We start from the raw sequence: 16,791 nt of genomic DNA on the forward strand, positions 1-16,791 counted from the left end.
CCGACATCCGGACTCAGGGCACCCGGGCCGTCCACTCCGGTGACGAGAACTTGGTGCGCGCCAGTTCCCGCGCCCGGGCCAGTTCCTCGTCGGTCACCTTGCCCTGGGTCAGCCCGTATCGGCCGCGGAACGAATCGATCATCCGGTCGATGACGGCCTCGCGGGGCAGCCCGGTCTGCCGGCGCAGCGGGTCCACCCGCTTCTTCGCGCTCTTGATGCCCTTGTCGGACAGCTTCTCCCGGCCGATGCGCAGCACGTCCAGCATCTTGTCGGCGTCGATGTCGTACGACATGGTCACGTGGTGCAGCACGGCGCCGGGGCCGCCGTCCGGTCCCACGACCCGCTTCTGCGCGGCTCCCGCGATCTTGCCCTGGTCGGTGGCGATGTCGTTCAGCGGCTGGTACCAGGCCCTGATCCCCATGTCGCCGAGCGCGCCCAGCACCCAGTCGTCGAGGTAGGCGTAGCTGTCCTGGAAGGACAGGCCCTGCACCAGCGCTCCGGGCACCGACAGCGAGTACGTGATCGTGTTGCCCGGTTCCACGAACATCGCGCCGCCGCCGGAGATCCGGCGCACGACCTCCACGCCGTGGCGGGCGGCGCCGTCGGCGTCGACCTCGTTGCGCAGCGACTGGAAGCTGCCGATGATCACGGCGGGGGCGCCCCATTCCCAGACGCGCAGCGTCGGGGGCCGGCGGCCCGCCGCGACCTCGCCCGTCAGCACCTCGTCCAGCGCCATGTGCAGGGCCGGGGACTGCGGGCCCTCGTGGATGAGCTGCCAGTCGTAGTCGGTCCAGTCCGTGGCGTGCGCGAGGGCGCGGCGCACGGCGATGCCGACGCCCTCCGAGGTCAGCCCGTACATCACGGTCCCCTCGGGCAGCGCCGCGTCGATCCGCGCCGCCAGACCGGCCGCGTCGGTGTCCGCCGGGGCGCCCTCCAGGGCGCGGTTCACGGCGTCGAGCGCCTCGTCCGGTTCGAGGAAGAAGTCGCCCGCCACGCGCGCGTGACGCAGCACGCCGTCCTCGGTCTCCACGTCCACGACGACCAGCTTGCCGCCGGGGATCTTGTACTCACCGTGCACCCGACTGTCTCTCCGTTCCCGGTCCTGCGGTCCCGACCGGTCGACCGCGTCCGCCATCGGCCAACGCCGGACCAGGGCGGATGATTCCCGTGTTGCCCGTGATTCCTGGAATGTCGCGCGAGTGGCGGGTCGCTACTGGCGGTCCTTCGCCACGAGGTAGGCGATGCCGATGAGCGCGGCCAGTGCCAAGGCGGGAACGGCCAGGACCTTCGCCGTGGCGGTCAGGCCCTTGGCGAAGCCGGCCGACCAGGCCGTGTAGCGGTCGCCCCGCGCTCGCAGATCGTGCCGGGCGAACGCGCCGAGAACCAGGGCCGCCACCGCCGTGATCAGGCAGATGACGAGCGGCGGGAGTACGCCGACGGCCTCCGCATAGACCTGGAGCCGGCTTTCTGCTCCTGGGGCGATCCAGTCCTCCACGGCTTCCACGGCCCGTACCGCGGCCTTGACGAGCATGATGACCGAGGTGACGGCGGCGGCCAGGGCGGCGGTCGCGAGGGCGGGGGAGAGGAAGGACTTCTGCCGGGGAGGGGACGGGGGTGGAGGAGGGGGAGGGGGCGGCGGGGGAGGCGGAGGCTTGACCTGGACTGTCGGTGGGGGAGGTGGAGGCTCGACCTGGGCTGTCGGCGGGGGCGGCCTGTGGCCGGGTGGCGGGGGCTCGCGGCCGTCCGCCCCGGGAGGCCGCTCGGGGCGGTCAGTGGCCTGGGTGGGCGTCTCCTCGCGCTCCGGCTCCACCACCGCCTCCACGTGGATCACCGCGTCCGCGGTGATCCCCTTGAGCACGATGTCGCCGCTCAGATGCCCCTCGGCGGACGGGTCCAGGGTGACGTCCAGGCCCTCGGCCGACTCCTCGACCCGCAGCCAGCCGTGCGTGGAGTGGGCCACGCAACAGCGGGCCAGGGGCGGGCCGGCCAGGGTCACGGACCGGTGCTGCGGTGGCGAGCCCCGCGGCACCGGGCCGAAGTCCAGGCGGGCCGGGGTGGGCTGGAGGCGGACCTCGCGCAAGGCGCTGCTCGCCTCGTCGGCGATCTGCCGGATGTCGTTGCGCGCGACCTCCTCCAGGGCCTGGCGTGCCCCTTCGGCGATGGGGAGGGACTCGTTCCGCAGCCGGGAGCGCAGCTCGGCCACGGCGCCCAGGCGGGCGAAGGCGTTCCTGCTGCCGAGGGCGCTCTTCACGGAGGGCGGGAGGCCGACGGGGACGATCTTGATACGGCGGTGCCTGCTGTGCGCCAGATGCAGGTCTCCCTGCATCTCCACGGTCTTGCTCGGCGTCTGGTTCGGGTTCTGCTCCCGTACGTGGTCGAAGACGTAGTCGTACAGGTCGTCCAGGGAGACCTCGCCGTCCGCGTCGAGGTCGGCCTCGCCGGTCCTCAGGCCCTCCACCACCGCGTGGGTGAACACCGACGGCCGGGGTCCGGTGTTCTCGGCGAGGTCGGGCCCCTCGAAGGCGTACTCCATGGAGTTGGACGCCGTGATGACGGCCCAGCCCCGCCCCCTGGGCGGTTTTTCGGCCTTGAAGGATTCGAGCACGTTCACGTCCCCGGAGGCGCGGACGGAGGACGACCCTTTGGAGAAGGCGCCGCCGTAGCAGCAGTCGAGGAACAGGACGGTGCTGCCGGCCCGGGTGCGGGACATGCATCCGCGTACGAACTGGGCGGGGACCGCCGTGGCGTCCAGCATCCGGGGTTCGGTGTCGCTGGCGGCGAAGTACAGCTCGCCGGTCTCGCTCTTGAGCCCGTGGCAGGAGAAGTGCAGCACCAGGGTGTCGTCGCGCCGGCGGTCGGTGAAGAAGCCCTGGATGCGCCGGCGGATGACGTGGGCCGGTTCGTTGCGCACGACCTCGACCTCGAAGTCGCCGATCTCCGGATCGTGCAGGACCTCGGCGAGGGCGGTGGCGTCCTGCGCGGGTGCCCGCAGCTTCTTGAGCCCCTGCTCGTCGTAGCGGTCGTTGGCGATGATCAGCGCGTGCCGGGATTCCGTCATGACGCGGCTCCCGCCGCGGAGTGCTTGCGCACGAAGAGGTCGAAGGCCTCGGTGACCTGCTCGTCGGTGGCCTTCGAGATCTCCAGCGTGTCGTCGTTCAGCGTCAGGCGCAGCGACGGGCGCTGGTCCTGGCACCGGCCCAGCCAGGAGCGGACGACGGTCACCACCTGGGTCAGGGCGGCGGCCGACGTGCCCAGGTTCACCAGGAGGGTGCCGATCAGGGCGACGTCCACGGCCCGCGCTCCGGGCGGGACGTCCTCACCGGAGGCGGTCGATACGTCGTCCACGTCCAGGGCGAGCAATTCCTCGCGCAGGTAGGCGGTCAGCTCCGCCACGCGTTCGGCTTCCGCTCCCTCCTCCGACAGGAGGATCATCAATGTGTTGTTCTCCACCGGCTCAGCCCCTTCGATCGTGCCAGGGGCGGCGCGGAGCGGATCGTGGGTGGCTCCACGTCGGCTTTTTCCAGTCTCCGCCCCCGGCCGCGGCGGAGCAAATCAGTCGCGGCGGAGTGAAGGCCGAGCGAAGGGGGGCGAACCGGACGCGGTGGGGCCATGGCCGGGGACGGGGGCTTCCGGGCGGGGCGCCCGGGAGCCCCGCCGGTGCCGGAAGGGGCCTCCCGCGGCATCCGTGCGCGCGGGAGGCCGTTCGCCGTACGGGTCAGGAGGCGGTGCACGCCCCGATGACCGGCGGGGTGCTGGTGCCGTTCTTCATGACGGTGAAGCCGAAGCTCGTGGACGCCCCGGCGGCGAGGTTCCCGTTGCCGTTGGGCTTCATGGTCATGACGTTGCCGCTGCTGTCCCAGGTGGGCGAGCCGTTCCAGGTGGCGGAGATCCTCTGCGGCGGGGTGAGCGTGACCGTCACGCTCCAGGTGCTGATGGGTGCGCTGCCCGCGGTGATCGTGACCCGGCCGTTGAAGCGGTCGCTCCACTCCTCGGCCTTGGCGTAGGTGGCGGTGCAGGACGCGCCGCCGCCGCCACCGCCGCCGCCGTCGGAGGAGCCGCCGAGAGCGTTCAGGACCGCCGTGTACGCGGGCTTCTTGGCGTAGTTGGAGTCGAACAGCAGCGGCGTGCCGCTCGCGCGCCAGGAGTACTTGTCGGTGATGCCCCAGACGGTGATGCCGGTGCAGCGGGTGACGGCCAGGCACGCCTTCACCACGTTGCCGTAGCTGGTGGCCTGGGAGGTGCCGGAGCCCTCGATGTCGAGCTCGGTGATCTGGACCTCGACGCCGAGGTCGGCGAAGCGCTGGAGGTTGGCCTGGTAGTCGCCGGGGACGGGGGAGGCGCTGTTGAAGTGGGACTGGAAGCCCACGCAGTCGATGGGCACGCCGCGCGCCTTGAAGTCCTTGACCATGGCGTAGACGGCATTGCTCTTCGGGTTGATGCCGTCCGTGTTGTAGTCGTTGTAGCAGAGCTTGGCCGCCGGGTCCGCGGCGCGGGCGGTGCGGAACGCCTCCTCGATGAAGCCGTTGCCGAGCTTGTCCTGGAACGGGGAGCTGCGGCGGGCGCCGCTGGAGCCGTCCTGGAACGCCTCGTTGACGACGTCCCAGCTGTGGATCTTGCCCTTCCACTGCCCCATGACCCGGTTGATGTGGTTGTTCATCGCCGAGCGGAGGTCGGCCGCGTTCAGACCGCCGACCCAGCCCGGCAGCTGGGAGTGCCACACCAGGGTGTGGCCGCGCACCTTCATGCCCCGGCTCTGGGCGTGGCTGACGATCCGGTCGGCGGCGGAGAAGTTGAACGAGTTGCGACTGGGCTCTACGGCGTCCCACTTCATCTCGTTCTCGGGCGTGACCGAGTCGAACTCCGTGTTGAGCGTGGAGACGTACGGGGCCTCGCCCAAGTGGTTGGCGGCGACGGCGGTGCCGAAGTAGCGGCCCTTGGCCGCCGCCGCGGAGGCGAGGGTCGTCGCCGCGTCGGCCGTCCCGGCCAGGGCGGTGACGCCGGTCAGGGCGAGCAGGCCTGCCAGGCCGGCCCCCAGGGCGGTGCGGGCCCGGGGTGGAGACGTACGGCGCGTGATGAGCATGGTCATGTCATCCCCTTCTGGGTGGCCGTCGCCGGGTCGGCGCGGCCTGTGGGTGGGAGGGTGGATGAACTCTTCCGGGATCACCGAACCCGAAAGTTTCGGGAAGCTTTCCGAGCGGATGCGGGAGAACGTACGGCTCACCGATCGCCGGGTCAACCGGTCGCGCAGGAATCCGCCCCGTCGCCGGGACGAGTTTCCCTGCCGTGACGCTCTGTTGACGGTGTGACGGCCGACCCATACGGTGACGCAGCACCATACCGAAGGACTTCGAAACATTCGGGACAGGGTGGCCGCCCTGGTCCGCTGCCGTCAGGCACCCCGGACCTCCCGGGCGCCCCGGCCACCCCAGACACCAAGGAGTACTCGCCCGTGAAGGTGCTGCGCCTCGTCACAGCCGCCGCCGTGACGTCGACCCTCGCCCTGATCCCTCTCGCGGCCGCAGGTCCCGCGGCCGCCGCCGGGGGAGCCCCCGCCCCGCAGGACCGGTCGCTGCGGCAGCTCGCCGCGGACGACCGGCTGCGCGTGGGCACCGCCGTCGACACGACCGCCCTCGCCCAGGACGCCCCCTACCGCGCGCTCGCCGGCTCGGAGTTCTCCTCCGTGACCCCGGAGAACGTCATGAAGTGGGAGGTGACCGAACCGCGGCGGGGCGAGTACGACTACGCCGCGGCCGACCGGCTCGTCCGGTTCGCCGAGCGGCACGGACAGAAGGTCCGCGGCCACACCCTCGTCTGGCACAGCCAGCTGCCCGCCTGGCTCACCTCGGGCGACTTCACCCCCGACGAACTGCGCACGATCCTGCGCCGCCACATCACCGACACGGTGCGGCACTTCAAGGGCCGCATCTGGCACTGGGACGTGGTCAACGAGGCGTTCAACGAGGACGGGACCCTGCGCGACAGCATCTGGCTGCGCGCACTGGGCCCCGGCTACATCGCCGACGCCTTCCGCTGGGCCCACGCGGCCGACCCGCACGCCAAGCTCTTCTACAACGACTACAACATCGAGTGGGCCGGCCCGAAGAGCGACGCCGTGCTGGACCTGGTCCGCACCCTGCGCGCCGAGGGCGTGCCCGTCCACGGGGTCGGCTTCCAGGGGCACCTCGGCATCCAGTACGGCCTGCCCGGCGGCGTGGCTGCCAACTTCCAGCGCTTCGACGCGCTGGGGGTGCAGACCGCCGTGACGGAGGCGGACGTGCGCATGGTCATGCCGGCCGACGAGGAGAAGCTGCGCACGCAGGCCGAGGGGTACCGGCTGCTCCTCGACGCCTGCCTGCGCGCACGGCACTGCGTCTCGTTCACCGTGTGGGGCTTCACCGACAAGTACTCCTGGGTGCCCGGCACCTTCGAGGGCGAGGGCGCCGCCAACATCCTCGACGAGGAGTACCGGCCCAAGCCGGCCTACCGCGCGCTCCAGGACCGGCTGGCGGGACGGGCCAGGACCGCCACGTCCGGCTGAGCGCTCCGGGACCAGTCGGCGACGTCCGGCTGAGCGCTCCGGGACCGGTCGGCGACGTCCGGCTGAGCGCTCCGGGACCGGGCGGCGACGTCCGGCTGAGCGCTCCGGGACCGGGCGGCGACGTCCGGCTGAGCGCTCCGGGACCGGCCGGCGGTACGGGCCAGGCCCGCCCCACGTCCGGCTGAGCGCCCCAGGGACCGGCCGGCGGGGCGGCGCCCGCGTCGTCCGGCCGGTCCCGGCGCCTCCCGGTCACGCCTCCCGCGGCGGCGCGGTGCTCTGCCGCACCACCAGCCGCGTCGCCAGCTCGATGCGCTGCGCCGCCTCGCCGGGGCCGCCGGGGCGCAGCAGCATGCGGGCCGCCTCCTCGGCCATGTGCCGCAGCGGCTGGTGGACCGTGGTCAGCGGCGGGCTGGACCACTGGGCCAGGGGGACGTCGTCGTACCCGACCACCGACAGGTCTCCCGGCACGCTCAGCCCTTTCAGCCGGGCCGCCTCCAGCACCCCGAGCGCCTGGAGGTCGCTGCCCGCGAAGATCGCCGTCGGCCGGTCCGGGCCGTCCAGCAGGTCCATGGCGTGCGCGAAGCCGCCCTGCACGTGGAAGTCGCCGAAACGCACCAGGCGCGGGTCGGTCTCCAGGCCCGCCATCGCCATGGCCGAGCGGTAGCCGTCCAGGCGGGCCAGGGAGCACAGCATGTCCTCGGGACCGGTGACGATCGCGATGCGCCGGTGCCCGCGGTCGGTGAGGTGGCGGGTGGCGGCGAGGCCGCCGGCCCAGTTGGCGGAGCCGACGGAGGGCACGTCCGGGTCGGGGTCGCCGGCCGGGTCGATGACGACGAACGGGATCGAGCGGGACCGCAGCAGTTGCTTGACGTCCTCGGGGAGCGTGGAGAAGACCAGGACGACGCCGAGCGGCCGGCGGCGCAGGACGCCCTCGATCCAGCCGGGCGCGGGGGCGTGCCGGGTGCCGCTCTCGGTGAGCACCACGGTCGCCTTGTTCGCCTTCGCGACGGTCTCCACGCCGCGGATGATCTCCATCGCCCAGATGCTGTCCAGCTCGTGGAAGACGAGTTCGACGAGCGGGGCCGGCGGCGCCCCCTGGTGCCTGCGGCGGTAGCCGTGGGCCTTCAGGAGCTGCTCGACCCTGGCCCGGGTCGTCGAGGAGACATCCGAACGCCCGTTGAGGACCTTCGAAACTGTCGGCAGCGAAACACCCGCCTCTTTCGCCACCGCGGCCAGGGTCACTCTGCCGCTCACCTCGTCGTCATCGTGCATGCGCGCAGCATAAGTCACCGACGCCGATAACGGTTTGGCCGCGTGTGTGCACGACCGTTGACCGCGAATCGGATCTCCACCTACTGTCCGACGGCATGGACTTTCGGCGAAGAAGCCGAAACTTTCGAAAGGCGAACGATGAAGACACGTGTGCGGTTGCCCCGGCTGCTCGCCTGTGGTGCGACGCTCGCCCTGGCCCTGTCCCTGACGGCCTGCGGCAACGGTGACGGCGGGGGGTCGTCGGGCGACGGGAAGATCCGTGTCCTGGTCTACGGCGACGCCACCAACAAGGTCGAGAAGAAGATCGTCGACACCTTCAACAAGACGTCCGACGTCAAGGTCGTCCTCGACACCATCCCCGGCGCCGACTACCAGCAGAAGCTCCAGACGATCATCAACACGCCGCAGGCACCGGACGTCTTCTTCAACTGGGGCGGCGGCAGCATCAAGCCGTTCGTCAAGGCCGATCTGCTGATGCCGCTGGACGACTTCATCAAGAAGGACCCGGGGCTGAAGGCCAACTTCCTGCCCTCGGTCCTCGACAGCGCCGTCGTCGACGGCAAGACCTACGGCGTCCCGATGCGCGGTACCCAGCCGGTCCTCCTGTTCCACAACAAGGAGGTGCTCGACAAGGCCGGGGTGAAGCCGCCCAAGACCTGGGACGAGCTGCTGGACGCGGTGAAGAAGCTGAAGGACGAAGGGGTCACGCCCATCGCGCTCGGCGCCGGCGACCGCTGGCCGACGCTGATGTGGTTCGAGTACCTCTACGACCGTGTCGCCGGGCCCGAGCTGTTCCGGAAGGCGGTGGGAGGCGACAAGGACGCCTGGGCGAGCGCGGACAGCAAGAAGGCGCTGGGCATGCTCAAGGAGCTGGTCGACGCGGGCGCCTTCGGCAAGAACTACGACTCCGTGAAGTACACCAACGGCTCCTCGCCCGCCCTGCTGGCCTCCGGCAAGGCCGGATTCGAGCTCATGGGCTCCTGGTACTACTCCCAGCAGCAGGAGGACGCCAGGGAGTTCGCCGAGAAGAGCCTGGGCTACACCGCCTTCCCGGCCGTCCCCGGCGGCAAGGGCGACCCGGCCGACGTGGTCGGCAACACCAACAACTTCTACTCGGTGCTGAAGAAGACCAAGCACCCCGAGGCCGTCGCCGAGTTCCTGAAGCTCATGTACTCCGACGAGTTCGTCAAGGAGCAGCTGGCCGTCGGCAATCTGCCGACCACCACCAACACCAAGAAGTTCCTCGGCACGGCGGCCGACCCGGACTACTCGCGCTTCCAGTACGACCTGGTGGCGAAGGCCCCGGCGTTCCAGCTCTCGTGGGACCAGGCGTACCCGCCCGCGGCCATGACGCCCATGTACCAGGCCCTGCAGCAGTTCACCAACGGACAGCTCGACACCGACGGCTTCATCAAGGCCATGCAGGCCCTCCCCACCGAATGAACGGCTCATGACCACGCAGATCACGAGCGCTCCGCCCGCCGTCGAGCCCCGCAAGCGGGCCCGGCGGCGGCCGGAGGCCTCCTCCGCGTCCCGGGTGGGACGTCCCGGGTTCCTCTGGGCGCTGCCCGCCACTGTTTTTTTCGCCCTCTTCGCCATCGCCCCGCTGATCATGGTGGCGGTGCTGTCCTTCATGACCTGGAACGGCCTCGGCTCCCCCGAGTTCGCCGGCCTCGACAACTGGTCGCGCCTGGCCGACGACCCGGTGATGCTCAAGAGCATCTGGCTGACTCTGCTGCTCACCGCGCTCGGCGTGGTGCTCCAGACGCCGCTGAGCATCGTGCTCGGCGTCTGGGCCGCCGGCCACCAGCGCAACCGGGCGGTGCTGTCGACCGTCTACTTCATCCCGCTGCTGCTGTCCGCGACGGCCGTGTCCGTGCTGTGGCGGGCGCTGCTCGACCCCAACTTCGGCGTCCCCTCCCGCGCCACCTGGCTGTTCGGCGACGGCAACCTCTTCGGGGAACAGGCCACCGCCATCGGGGTGCTGGCCTTCGTCAGCACCTGGCAGTTCACTCCGTTCCACACCCTGATCTACCAGGGCGCCGCCCGCGCGATCCCGCAGGTGCTCTACCAGGCCGCCGAGATCGACGGCGCGGGACGCTACCGCCAGTTCTTCCACATCACGCTGCCGCAGCTGCGCAACTCGGTCGTCACCTCGATGATCCTGATGATCGTCGGCGGCCTGACCACGTTCGAGACGGTCCTCATCCTCACCCAGGGCGGACCCGGCACCGACACCACGATCAGCGCGTACTACATGTACGAGAAGGCGTTCAAGGGCTTCGACTTCGGCGCCGGCGCCGCCATCGCCCTCGCCCTGGTGATCGCGGCCACCATCGTCTCGCTGATCGTCGTCCGCGTGTCCGGCTACGACAAGATGCGCAGCGACATGGAGGGTGTGTCATGAGCCGGGCGACAAGAAAACGCCCCAACTACCTGGCCGGCGCGGGCTCGCTGGTCTGGCTGTTCCTGGTCGGCCTGCCGCTGTACGTGATGCTCGCCGCGACGGTGCGGACTCGGTCGGACTACGCCGAGAACGGCCCCCTGTCCATCCCCGACAGCTTCACCCTCGACAACTACACCCGGGCCTTCGACTCCGGCTTCGGCCGGTACTTCCTCAACACCCTCCTCGTCACCGCGTGCGTGATCGGCATCGTGCTGCTGCTGGTCCCGCCGCTCGCCTACGCCATCGTCCGCAACCGCAGCAGGGCCACCTCGCACGTCTTCCGGCTGTTCCTGCTCGGCCTCGCCATCCCGGCGCAGGCCGTGATCGTCCCGATGTTCTACCTGATCAGCGAAGCCGGACTGTACGACAACCTCCTCGGCGTCATCCTGCCCACGGCCGCGTTCTGCCTGCCGATGTCCGCGCTGATCCTCAGCGGCGCCATGCGCGACATCTCCCCGGAGCTGTTCGAGGCCATGGCCATGGACGGCGCCACCCCGCGCCGCATGTTCTTCCAGCTCGTCCTGCCGCTGTCCCGCGGCGGACTGTCCACGATCGTCGTCTTCTCGGCGCTCCAGGCCTGGAACGGCTTCCTGTTCCCGCTCGTCCTGACCCAGTCCGACTCCACCAAGGTGATCACCCTGGGTCTGTACAACTTCCAGACCGAACACGGCATCGACATCCCCGGTCTGCTGGGGGCCGTGGTGCTGTCCATGGTCCCCGTCCTGCTCGTCTACCTGTTCGCCCGTCGCGCCCTGGTCCAGGGGCTGATGGGCGTGGGAGGAAAGTGACCGCCAACGTGGCCGTTGAGACCACCCCCGAAGTCCCCCTCTGGAACGACCCCGCCCACTCCGTCGCCACCCGGGTCTCCGCGCTCATCGACGCGATGACCACGGAGGAGAAGATCGCCCAGCTGTACGGCGTGTGGGTCGGCGCGTCCGACGAGGGCGGCGAAGTCGCCCCGCACCAGCACGACATGGAGGAGGCCGTCGACCTCGACGCCCTCCTGCCCGCCGGGCTGGGCCAGCTCACCCGCCCCTTCGGCACCGCCCCCGTCGACCCCGCCCTGGGCGCCCTGTCCCTGGCCCGCACCCAGGCCCGCATCACCGCCGCCAACCGCTTCGGCATCCCCGCGCTCGCCCACGAGGAGTGCCTCGCCGGGTTCGCGGCCTGGGGCGCCACCGCCTACCCCGTCCCGCTGTCCTGGGGCGCCACCTTCGACCCGGACCTGATCCGCCGCATGGCCGCCGCCATCGGGCGCGACATGCGGTCCGTCGGCGTCCACCAGGGCCTCGCGCCCGTGCTGGACGTGGTGCGCGACGCCCGCTGGGGACGGGTGGAGGAGACCATCGGCGAGGACCCCTATCTCGTCGGCTCCATCGGCACGGCCTACGTCCAGGGGCTGGAGTCCGCCGGGATCGTCGCCACCCTCAAGCACTTCGCCGGCTACTCGGCCTCCCGCGCCGGGCGCAACCTCGCCCCCGCCTCCATCGGCCCCCGCGAACGCGCCGACATCCTGCTGCCGCCCTTCGAGATGGCCGTGCGCGAAGGCGGCGCCCGGTCCGTCATGCACGCCTACACCGACACCGACGGCGTCCCGTCGGCGGCCGACGAGGCGCTGCTGACCGGGCTGCTCCGCGACACCTGGGGCTTCGAGGGCACCGTCGTCGCCGACTACTTCGGCATCGCCTTCCTCAAGACCCTGCACGGCGTGGCGGGCGACTGGGCCGAGGCCGCGGGCACCGCCCTGACGGCGGGCGTCGACGTGGAACTGCCCACCGTCAAGACGTTCGGCGAGCCTCTGGCCGAGGCCGTGCGCGCGGGCCGGGTGCCGGAGGAGGTCGTCGACCGCGCCCTGCGCCGGGTCCTCACCCAGAAGGCGATGCTCGGCCTCCTCGACGCGGACTGGAACCCCCTCCCGCCCGCGCTCGCCGACGCCGACCCGGACGACCCGGACGCGCTGCGCGGCACGATCGACCTGGACACCCCCGAGAACCGCGCCCTGGCCCGCACCGTCGCCGAGGAAGCGGTCGTCCTGCTCGCCAACGACGGCACCCTGCCGCTGGACCGGCCCCGCCGCATCGCCCTGGTCGGCCCCAACGCCACCGAGCCGACGGCCGTCCTGGGCTGCTACTCCTTCCCCCTGCACGTCGGCGTCCACCACCCCGGCACCCCGGTCGGCATCGGCCTGCCCACCCTCGGCGACACCCTGGCCCGCGAGTTCCCCGACGCGGAACTGACGATCGTCCCCGGCACCGGTGTCGACGACGGCGACGTCTTCGGCATCCCGGAGGCCGTCCAGGCCGCCCGCCGGGCCGACGTCGTCGTCGCGGTCCTCGGCGACCGGGCGGGGCTCTTCGGCCGCGGCACCAGCGGCGAGGGCTGCGACGCCGAGTCGCTCGCCCTGCCCGGCGCCCAGCAGCAGCTCCTCGACGCCCTGCTGGACACGGGCACGCCGGTGGTGACCGTACTGCTCGCCGGACGGCCCTACGCGCTCGGCCGCGCCACCACCGAGGCCGCCGCGATCGTCCAGTCGTTCTTCCCCGGCGCGGAGGGCACCGCCGCCCTCGCCGGGGTGCTCAGCGGCCGGACCAACCCCAGCGGACGCCTGCCGGTCAGCGTGCCGCGCGGACCGGGCTCCCAGCCCTCCACCTACCTCGGCGCGCGGCTCGCGCACGCCAGCGAGGTGTCCAGCATCGACCCCACGCCCGCCTTCGGCTTCGGGCACGGACTGTCGTACACGTCGTTCGACTGGAGCGACCTCGCGGTGGAGGCCGACCGGGCGCCCACGGACGGCGAGTTCCGCCTCGCCCTCACCGTCCGCAACACCGGCGAACGGCACGGCACCGAGGTCGTCCAGCTCTACCTGCACGACCCGGTCGCCTCCGTCGTGCAGCCGGTGCAGCGCCTCGTCGGCTACACCCGGGTGCCGCTCGCCCCGGGCGAGGCCCGGCGGGTCCGCGTCACGGTCCCGGCCGACCTCGCCTCCTTCACCGGCCGCGACGGGCGGCGCGTGGTCGAGCCGGGCGAGCTGGAACTGCGCCTGGCCGCCTCCAGCACCGACCCCCGCCTGACGGCGACGGTCACCCTGACCGGCCCCGCGCGCCACGTGGACCACACGCGCGCCTTCCACGCGGCCTTCGGCCAGGAACCGGCAGGCCAGGACCCGACCGGGCAGGGGCCGTCCGGCCGGGACGAGGCGCCGCAGGAGTGAGACGGCGCCCGGACCGGACCCGGCCGGGGACGAGGCCCCGTCCCCGGCCGGGACGAGGACCGCTCCCGGCCGGGGACGCGCACGGTCACGCGGTGGAGCGGCCCGCCCGGTCCGGGGCGGCCCGCCGCGGCTCCCCGGGGAGGAACGTCACCTGGGGAGCGCCCGTGCGCGGATGGACGCCGACCTCCGCCGCCACCCCGTACACCTCGGCCAGCAGCCGGGGCGTGAGGACCTCGGCGGGCGGCCCGGAGGCGGCGACCTCGCCGTCGCGCAGGACGTAGAGGCGGTCGCAGTAGTACGCGGCCAGGTTCAGGTCGTGCAGGGCGAGCAGCACGGTCGCGGGCAGCCGGCGCAGCACGCCGAGGACGTCCAGCTGGTGGCGGATGTCCAGATGGTTGGTGGGTTCGTCGAGGACGAGCAGGGCGGGCTGCTGGGCGAGGGCGCGGGCGATGAGCACGCGCTGGCGTTCGCCGCCGGAGAGCCGGTCGAAGGGGCGGTCGGCCAGGTGGGTGACGTCCACCGCCGCCAGCGCGGAACCGACGAGCGCGGCGTCCTCGGGGGTGTCGCCGGCCAGGAGCCGCTTGTGCGGGGTGCGGCCCATTGCGACGACCTCGCGGACGGCGAGGTCGAGGCCGGAGCCCGGCTCCTGCACCACCGCCGCCACGGTGCGGGCCAGCCGGCGCACGGGCAGCGACCAGGCGTCGGCGCCGTCGACGCGGACCCGCCCGGCATCGGGGCGCAGCACGCGGTAGACGGTGCGCAGGAGGCTGGACTTGCCGCTGCCGTTGGGGCCCACCAGCCCGATCGTCTCGCCCGGCCGGGCGGCCAGGGACACGTCCCGCACCAGGTGGCGGGCTCCGGCGGTGAGGGTGACGCCCTCGACGGTGAGATCTGCCGCGCTCATGCCACTGTCCGGTCGGTGCTCCGCCGGGCGTCCCGGCGCATCAGCCACAGGAAGAACGGGCCGCCGCACAGGGCCGTCAGCACACCCACGGGGATCTCCATGGGCGCGGCGACGACGCGTGCGGCGATGTCGGCCCAGACGAGGAAGACCGCGCCGCCGAGGGCCGCCGTCGGCAGGACGCGGCGGTGGTCGCCGCCGACGGCGAGGCGGACGATGTGCGGCAGCATCAGGCCGACGAAGCCGATCGGCCCGCACGCCGCGACCAGGACGCCGGTGACGAGGGAGAGCAGGACGAACATGCGGGCGCGGAAGCGCGCCACGTCCAGCCCCATCGTGGTCGCGGCCTCCTCGCCGGCGAGCAGGAGGTTCAGGTTGCGGGCCTGGACCAGGAGGACGGCGGTGCCCAGGAGCAGGGCCGCGCCGGGCAGCCACAGCGTGTCCCAGCCGACGCCGCCGAGGCCGCCGAGAGTCCAGGCGAGGACCGCGCGGGCCTCGTTGCCCCGGCCGGTGGTGAGCAGCAGCAGGTCCAGTACGGCGGTGAGCACCGCGGCGACGGCCACACCGGACAGGACCAGCCGTGCCGAGGTGATCCGGCCGCCGGTGCGGGCGGTGGCGTAGACGAGCAGCAGGGCGCCCAGCGCGCCCGCGAACGCGGCGGCCGGCAGCGACACCGGCCCGAACAGGGTCACCCCGGACACGATCACCACGACGGCGCCCAGGGACGCCCCGGAGGAGACGCCGAGCAGGTAGGGCTCGGCGAGCGGGTTGCGGATCAGAGCTTGCAGGGCGGTGCCCACGACCGCCAGCCCGGCGCCGGCCACGGCCCCGAGGAGCACGCGCGGCGCGCGGACGTCCAGCACGATGGTCTCCCGCGCCCGCGACCAGTCGGGTTTTACCCAGTCGGCGCCCAGCGCGTGCGTCACGATGCCCCACACCTGGCCGGGCGGCACCCGCACCGAGCCGAGGGCCAGACCCGCCGTGGCGGAGACCACCAGGAGGACGGCCAGGACGACGAGCGTGACGGTGAGACCGGCCCGGCCCGCCCGCCCGCCGCCCTCCTGACGTCGGCGCACGGCCTGCCCGGTGCCGGCCTCGGCGGCCGGGGCCGTCACGCGAAGCTCTCGGGGTGGATGCCGCGGGCCAGGTCCTCGACCGCGTAGGCCGAGCGGACGCCGACCAGCGTCGCGGTCAGCGGCAGGACGACGAACCGCTGGTTCCTGACGGCGGGAACGTCCCGGAGGGCGGGCTGGGAGAGCAGGAACTCCTTCTTCCGCTCGACGCTTCCGGCGCCGGCGTAGTCGTAGAGGGCGATGACCTCGGGCCTGCGCTCGACGACCTGCTCCCAGGAGACGTCGCCGAAGACGTCGTCGAGGCCGGCGAAGACGTTCTCGCCGCCGGCCAGCCGGATCAGTTCGGTGCCCAGGCTCCTGCCGCCCGCGGTGAAGGCGGCCTTGTCGCCGCTGTCGTAGACGAAGACGGGCACCCGGGGCCTGCCTTCGACGGCGGTGGTGGCCCTGCCGACCCGTGCCCGCAGGCCGGCGACCAGTGCGTCCGCCCGGCCGGGGACGCCGAAGATCCTGCCGATGGTGCGGATCTCGGCGTAGGTGTCCTCCATCGTGACCCGCTTCTCGCCGCAGTACTCGCGGTTGAGGTGGGTGGCGATGCCGGCGTCGGCGAACGCCTTGCGGGAGCGGCCCTCGTGCTCGGCGAAGGCGCTGCCGTAGCCGCCGTAGACGAGGTCGGGCTCGGCTTCCAGGACCGTCTCGAACGACGGTTCCTTCTCCGCCAGCCGGGGGATCGCCTCGTAGTCCTTCCTCCACTCGGGCAGGACCGCGGAGTCGGGGAAGGCGGTGCCGGCCATGCGGTCCTTCAGGCCGAGGGCGAGCATCAGTTCCGCCGGGTGCTGGTGGATGGTGACGACACGGGAGGGCGGCTTGTCGTACGTCGTCTCCACGCCGCAGTTGTCGATGGTGACGGGGAAGCCCGCGGCCGGCGCGGCCGTGGCCTTCGCGGCCTCGGCGGTGTCCCGCGACGATCCGCAGCCGGCGGTCAGCAGGGCCGCCGACAGGGCGACGGCCGCGGCCGTGGCACGCAGGGTACGGCGCCTGCGGGCAGGGGTGAACAGCGGGGGACGGGACGTGCCGTCGTACACGTGAAGCCTCCTGGGGAGTCCGCGCTCCTCGGAACGGGCCCGCGACAGGCCAGTGTCCTGACTCCCGGATCGACGCTCCTCCCCCGGCCTTCCCGCGCGGCGCGCAGTGGCGTGTCGAGGGGTGCACTCCCCGGTCACAGTGGCGGGACCGTGCCGGATTCGCACCGGCTTCCTGTCTCCCGTCGCGGCGATGACCCGCTGATACTACGATCCGCCCCGCTCGGGTCGAAAGGGCGTGCGGACCTGCGCGCACGCCCCCGTGCCCCGC

13 protein-coding genes and 1 riboswitch are annotated in these 16,791 nt (G+C 72.4%); of the genes, 5 read left to right on the top strand and 8 right to left on the bottom strand.

Going from position 1 to position 16,791, the window contains the following annotated elements:
• Positions 1-13: 13 nt before the first annotated feature.
• From ABZ340_RS19130 to ABZ340_RS19145, 4 genes are all read right to left on the bottom strand, one after another.
• Positions 14-1,078 carry a biotin/lipoate A/B protein ligase family protein gene (locus ABZ340_RS19130; RefSeq protein ID WP_358782948.1) on the bottom strand — a complete coding sequence of 355 codons (1,065 nt, stop codon included), beginning with the start codon at positions 1,076-1,078 and terminating at the stop codon, positions 14-16.
• Between the two features lie 132 nt (positions 1,079-1,210).
• On the bottom strand, positions 1,211-3,058 hold the full coding sequence (locus ABZ340_RS19135) for a caspase family protein (protein ID WP_358782949.1): 1,848 nt from the start codon (positions 3,056-3,058) through the stop codon (positions 1,211-1,213).
• Positions 3,055-3,450 carry a hypothetical protein gene (locus tag ABZ340_RS19140; protein ID WP_358782950.1) on the bottom strand — a complete coding sequence of 132 codons (396 nt, stop codon included), beginning with the start codon at positions 3,448-3,450 and terminating at the stop codon, positions 3,055-3,057. Before ABZ340_RS19140 ends, ABZ340_RS19135 begins: the two co-directional genes overlap by 4 nt.
• 265 nt (positions 3,451-3,715) lie before the next feature.
• Complete coding sequence (locus ABZ340_RS19145) at positions 3,716-5,086, bottom strand: endo-1,4-beta-xylanase (protein WP_358782951.1); 1,371 nt, start codon at positions 5,084-5,086, stop codon at positions 3,716-3,718.
• Positions 5,087-5,449: 363 nt separating this feature from the next.
• Between ABZ340_RS19145 and ABZ340_RS19150 the strand changes: the two genes are divergently transcribed.
• The gene (locus ABZ340_RS19150; RefSeq protein WP_358782952.1) at positions 5,450-6,538 is read left to right on the top strand and encodes an endo-1,4-beta-xylanase; all 1,089 of its coding nucleotides are present in this window, start codon (positions 5,450-5,452) and stop codon (positions 6,536-6,538) included.
• Positions 6,539-6,787: 249 nt separating this feature from the next.
• Here the strand turns inward: ABZ340_RS19150 and ABZ340_RS19155 are convergent, their stop codons facing one another.
• Positions 6,788-7,810 carry a LacI family DNA-binding transcriptional regulator gene (locus tag ABZ340_RS19155; protein ID WP_358782953.1) on the bottom strand — a complete coding sequence of 341 codons (1,023 nt, stop codon included), beginning with the start codon at positions 7,808-7,810 and terminating at the stop codon, positions 6,788-6,790.
• 138 nt (positions 7,811-7,948) lie between these two features.
• On the opposite strand from ABZ340_RS19155, the gene ABZ340_RS19160 reads away from it, so the two are divergent.
• From ABZ340_RS19160 to ABZ340_RS19175, 4 genes are read left to right on the top strand one after another with little or no spacing between them, the layout of a single operon-like run.
• Positions 7,949-9,253, top strand: coding sequence for an extracellular solute-binding protein (locus ABZ340_RS19160; RefSeq protein ID WP_358782954.1), 1,305 nt, complete (start codon positions 7,949-7,951; stop codon positions 9,251-9,253).
• Positions 9,254-9,260: 7 nt separating this feature from the next.
• Complete coding sequence (locus ABZ340_RS19165; RefSeq protein WP_358782955.1) at positions 9,261-10,217, top strand: sugar ABC transporter permease; 957 nt, start codon at positions 9,261-9,263, stop codon at positions 10,215-10,217.
• Positions 10,214-11,044, top strand: coding sequence for a carbohydrate ABC transporter permease (locus tag ABZ340_RS19170; protein ID WP_358782956.1), 831 nt, complete (start codon positions 10,214-10,216; stop codon positions 11,042-11,044). Before ABZ340_RS19165 ends, ABZ340_RS19170 begins: the two co-directional genes overlap by 4 nt.
• Positions 11,041-13,467 (top strand): glycoside hydrolase family 3 N-terminal domain-containing protein, encoded by a 2,427-nt coding sequence (locus ABZ340_RS19175; RefSeq protein WP_358782957.1) that lies wholly within the window; start codon positions 11,041-11,043, stop codon positions 13,465-13,467. Before ABZ340_RS19170 ends, ABZ340_RS19175 begins: the two co-directional genes overlap by 4 nt.
• 85 nt (positions 13,468-13,552) lie before the next feature.
• Here ABZ340_RS19175 and ABZ340_RS19180 read toward each other — a convergent pair whose 3' ends face one another.
• From ABZ340_RS19180 to ABZ340_RS19190, 3 genes are read right to left on the bottom strand one after another with little or no spacing between them, the layout of a single operon-like run.
• Positions 13,553-14,371, bottom strand: coding sequence for an ABC transporter ATP-binding protein (locus ABZ340_RS19180; protein ID WP_358782958.1), 819 nt, complete (start codon positions 14,369-14,371; stop codon positions 13,553-13,555).
• The gene (locus ABZ340_RS19185; protein ID WP_358783014.1) at positions 14,368-15,444 is read right to left on the bottom strand and encodes an iron ABC transporter permease; all 1,077 of its coding nucleotides are present in this window, start codon (positions 15,442-15,444) and stop codon (positions 14,368-14,370) included. Before ABZ340_RS19185 ends, ABZ340_RS19180 begins: the two co-directional genes overlap by 4 nt.
• Before the next feature lie 35 nt (positions 15,445-15,479).
• The gene (locus tag ABZ340_RS19190) at positions 15,480-16,523 is read right to left on the bottom strand and encodes an ABC transporter substrate-binding protein (RefSeq protein ID WP_358782959.1); all 1,044 of its coding nucleotides are present in this window, start codon (positions 16,521-16,523) and stop codon (positions 15,480-15,482) included.
• 29 nt (positions 16,524-16,552) lie between these two features.
• A riboswitch (cobalamin riboswitch) is annotated at positions 16,553-16,737 on the bottom strand.
• Positions 16,738-16,791: the final 54 nt, after the last annotated feature.

It is taken from the genome of Streptomyces sp. NPDC006134 (genome assembly GCF_040628835.1).
Taxonomy (GTDB): domain Bacteria; phylum Actinomycetota; class Actinomycetes; order Streptomycetales; family Streptomycetaceae; genus Streptomyces.

Excerpts from the sequence above, each read along its gene's own strand:
- ABZ340_RS19135 (WP_358782949.1), bottom strand. The coding sequence starts at position 3,058 with ATGACGGAATCCCGGCACGCGCTGATCATCGCCAACGACCGCTACGAC.
- ABZ340_RS19170 (WP_358782956.1), top strand. The coding sequence starts at position 10,214 with ATGAGCCGGGCGACAAGAAAACGCCCCAACTACCTGGCCGGCGCGGGC.
- ABZ340_RS19180 (WP_358782958.1), bottom strand. The coding sequence starts at position 14,371 with ATGAGCGCGGCAGATCTCACCGTCGAGGGCGTCACCCTCACCGCCGGA.
- ABZ340_RS19145 (WP_358782951.1), bottom strand. The coding sequence starts at position 5,086 with ATGACCATGCTCATCACGCGCCGTACGTCTCCACCCCGGGCCCGCACC.
- ABZ340_RS19165 (WP_358782955.1), top strand. The coding sequence starts at position 9,261 with ATGACCACGCAGATCACGAGCGCTCCGCCCGCCGTCGAGCCCCGCAAG.
- ABZ340_RS19155 (WP_358782953.1), bottom strand. The coding sequence starts at position 7,810 with ATGCACGATGACGACGAGGTGAGCGGCAGAGTGACCCTGGCCGCGGTG.
- ABZ340_RS19160 (WP_358782954.1), top strand. The coding sequence starts at position 7,949 with ATGAAGACACGTGTGCGGTTGCCCCGGCTGCTCGCCTGTGGTGCGACG.